Annotated in this window: 4 protein-coding genes; 3 read left to right on the forward strand and 1 reads right to left on the reverse strand. The window is 71.0% G+C overall.

Going from position 1 to position 2994, the window contains the following annotated elements; all coding sequences use genetic code 11:
• The 3 genes from GH736_RS20185 to GH736_RS20195 all read left to right on the forward strand — a co-directional run.
• A partial coding sequence (locus GH736_RS20185) for an NAD(P)/FAD-dependent oxidoreductase (RefSeq protein ID WP_159606517.1) occupies nucleotides 1-753 on the forward strand: 753 nt, incomplete at its 5' end.
• Between the two features lie 100 nt (nucleotides 754-853).
• A complete protein-coding gene (locus GH736_RS20190; RefSeq protein WP_159606519.1) occupies nucleotides 854-1144 on the forward strand; it encodes a DUF4287 domain-containing protein in 291 nt (96 codons plus the stop codon).
• A gap of 115 nt (nucleotides 1145-1259) precedes the next feature.
• Nucleotides 1260-2240 carry a GNAT family N-acetyltransferase gene (locus GH736_RS20195; protein WP_159606521.1) on the forward strand — a complete coding sequence of 327 codons (981 nt, stop codon included), beginning with the start codon at nucleotides 1260-1262 and terminating at the stop codon, nucleotides 2238-2240.
• 39 nt (nucleotides 2241-2279) lie between these two features.
• Here GH736_RS20195 and GH736_RS20200 read toward each other — a convergent pair whose 3' ends face one another.
• The gene (locus GH736_RS20200) at nucleotides 2280-2906 is read right to left on the reverse strand and encodes an NUDIX hydrolase (RefSeq protein ID WP_407922382.1); all 627 of its coding nucleotides are present in this window, start codon (nucleotides 2904-2906) and stop codon (nucleotides 2280-2282) included.
• Between the last annotated feature and the right edge of the window lie 88 nt (nucleotides 2907-2994).

A 2994-nucleotide genomic window follows, 5' to 3' on the forward strand; every position in this document is an offset into this window, starting at 1 on the left:
ACGGTCTACTACGAGTACTCGCCCGAGAGCTACACCGGCACCGAACTCGAGTTCGCCGTCGACGTCTGCAACCAGGTGCTCGAGGTGTTCGAGCCGACGCCCGAGCGCAAGGTCATCATCAACCTGCTCGTCGCCACCGGCGTGCGCGATGGCCTCCCCGAGCTGCCCGGCCTCGCCGAGCAGTGGGGATCGGGCGCGGTGGTCTGCCCCTACTGCGACGGGTGGGAGGTGCGCGACCGCCGCATCGGCGTGCTGGCCGCCGGGCCGATGGCGCTGCACCAGGCGCAGCTCCTGCGCCAGTGGTCGGCCGACGTCACCTACTTCGTGAACGGCACGGAGTTGCCGTCCGACGCGTACGCGGCGCTCGTCGCCCGCGGCATCGGCCTGGAGTCGCGGGAGGTCGTGCGGGTCGTCGCCGACGAGCACGGCCGGCTCAGCGGCATCCGTCTCGCCGACTGCACCGAGGTCCCGATCGACTCGCTGTTCCTGCAACCGTTGTCACTGCCGAACGACGCCGTGCTGCGCTCGCTCGGCGCGACGACGACCGAGCAGCTCGGCGTCGACTGGGTGGCGGTCGACGCCGACGGCCGCACGAGCGTGCCGGGGCTCTGGGCGGCGGGCAACGTGGTCTCGCCGCGCACGTCGGTGCCGATCGCCTCGGGCGCCGGCAACGCCGTGGGCGCGGCGATCAACGCCGATCTCATCGACGAGGAGATCCGAGAGGCGCTGGCCGCCGGCGTCACGGTCGTCTGAGCGAGTTTCGATCCAGATCGAAACGCTGGCGTGTCGGATGCCGCAGCGGGAGGCTCGTGCATGGCACACCCCGCGCACCCGCTGACGAAAGGACCACCGCATGTCGTTCCAGGCATACCTCGACAACATCGAGACGAAGACCGGCCTCACGCCGCGCCAGTTCATCGAGCTCGCGCACGAGCGCGGCTTCGACGAGACCACCAAGGCGACGCCGATCGTGGCTTGGCTGAAGGAGGACTACGGGCTCGGCCAGGGGCACGCCATGGCGCTCGTGCACGTGATCACGAAGGGCCCGCAGATCAGTACGAAGCATGTCGGCACGAACGGCGCGCACAGCGACGCATCCGACACCCTCTGGCTCGACGGGAAGGCGACGAACCCGAACCCCTGAACCTTGGTGAGGAGGCCACCGAGTTCGAGCGAGGTCGCCGGGTGGGGCCGGACTCGCCGCGTTCGGGCAGAGTGGGTGAGCCGGACTCCGCCGGCATCCCGATCTTGAAGGACGCATGCGACACCTCACCGATGACTCCGCCGCCCTCGCAGACCCCGACGGCGACCTCACGATCCGGCACCTGACGGACGCCGACGAGCTCGGACTGTTCAACCGGATCTCGTACTCGCTCAACGATGAGCTCGCCGACGACCTCGCCGGTGGACGCCGGCGGCTCGACTGGATGTGGGTTGCGGTGCGCGACGGCCGGCTCCTCGGGCGCATCGGCTGGTGGACGAGCACCGAGGGTGCCGAACCGCAGCAGCTCGACATCTTCGACGTCGACGATGCGCTGCCCGACGACGGCTTCCGCGCGGTCGGCGCGGCACTCCTCGAACGGGCCGCCGCGCACGTGCTCGCGGGCGTCGACACGCCACCCGAGTTCGCGCGCTACCTCCCCGGCGACTGGCACGACGACCCCGTGCAGCGTCGGGGCACCGAGCTGCGCATGGAACTGCTCGAGCGCACCGGTGCCCGCTTCGTCGTGGAGCGCCTCCGCCTGGAGTGGACTCCGGGCACCCCGATCGCCGCAGCCGATGGCCGGCTCACGTTCCGGCCGTTCGCCTCCGACGCCGAATTCCTCGACGTGACCACGCGCGTGCTCACCGGCACGCTCGACGCCCACAGCGTGGAGGAGCTCGCCGAGCACTCACCCCGCGAGGTGGCCGAGGCCTGGTACGAGGACGAGTTCGCCCGATACACGACGCCCAGGGAGTGGTGGCGCGTCGCGATCGACGACGCAGGCGGAATCGTCGGCTTCGTCGTGCCGGCCCGCAACGCCTACCACCCGATCATCGCCTACCTCGGCGTGCTGCCCGATCATCGCGGTCGCGGCTACATCGACGGGATCCTCGCGGAGGGCACCCGGGTGCTCCACGAGGCAGGGGTCTCGCACATCCGCGCCTCCACCGACGTGGGCAACGTGCCGATGGCGGCGGCGTTCGCGCGGGCGGGCTACGTCACCTTCGAGCGACTGGTGAACCTGGCCTGGAGCTGAGCACGCGGCATCCGCTGGTCGGCTTGCGGCTCACAGGTGTCAGCGCGTGAGGTCGTCGCGCTCGACGATGCGCTCGGCGTCCCACGGCTCGGCCCAGCCGAGCTCGTCGAACATGCGGGACAGCACCAGCGCCGTGAAGCCCCACACGATGCGGCCGCCCACGGTGAATGCCGGCGACCGGTAGGTGTGGTCGCCGAGGGTGTACACGGTGATCGCGCGGTTCGCGGGCTCGAGCAGGTCGGCGACCGGGATGCGGAACACGTCGACGGATTCGTCGTGGTCCACCGCGGCCACCTCGCTCGGGTGCGTCCACCACGCGGGCACGGGCGTGACGATGTGCCGACTGACCGGCACCGCCATCTCGGGGAGGGTGCCGAGCGGTTCGATGCCGTCGGGATCGAGCCCGGTCTCCTCGACCGCCTCGCGCAGGGCGCCGGCGATGGGTCCGTCATCGGATGCCTCGAGCCGCCCGCCCGGGAATGCGATCTGCCCCGCGTGGCTGCCGAGGGTCGCCGCGCGGCGCAGCAGCAGCACGTCGAGGTCTCGCGCGACGGGACCGTCGGTGCGCGCGGGCACGTGGTCGAGCACCCCGAACAGCAAGAGCACCGCGGCCGGACGCAGGCTCGAGAACGAGCATGAGCGCCGCGAGCGAGGCGGTGGCGGCAATGGATGCCGCCACCAACCGTCTCGATCGGGAAACGCGTCCAACTCGGGTCATTGGAACTTCCAGCGCGAGCCGCGGGCCGGCTCGACA

Source organism: Agromyces humi (assembly GCF_009720255.1).
GTDB lineage: Bacteria > Actinomycetota > Actinomycetes > Actinomycetales > Microbacteriaceae > Agromyces > Agromyces humi.

Excerpts from the sequence above, each read along its gene's own strand:
- GH736_RS20190 (WP_159606519.1), top strand. The coding sequence starts at position 854 with ATGTCGTTCCAGGCATACCTCGACAACATCGAGACGAAGACCGGCCTC.
- GH736_RS20195 (WP_159606521.1), top strand. The coding sequence starts at position 1,260 with ATGCGACACCTCACCGATGACTCCGCCGCCCTCGCAGACCCCGACGGC.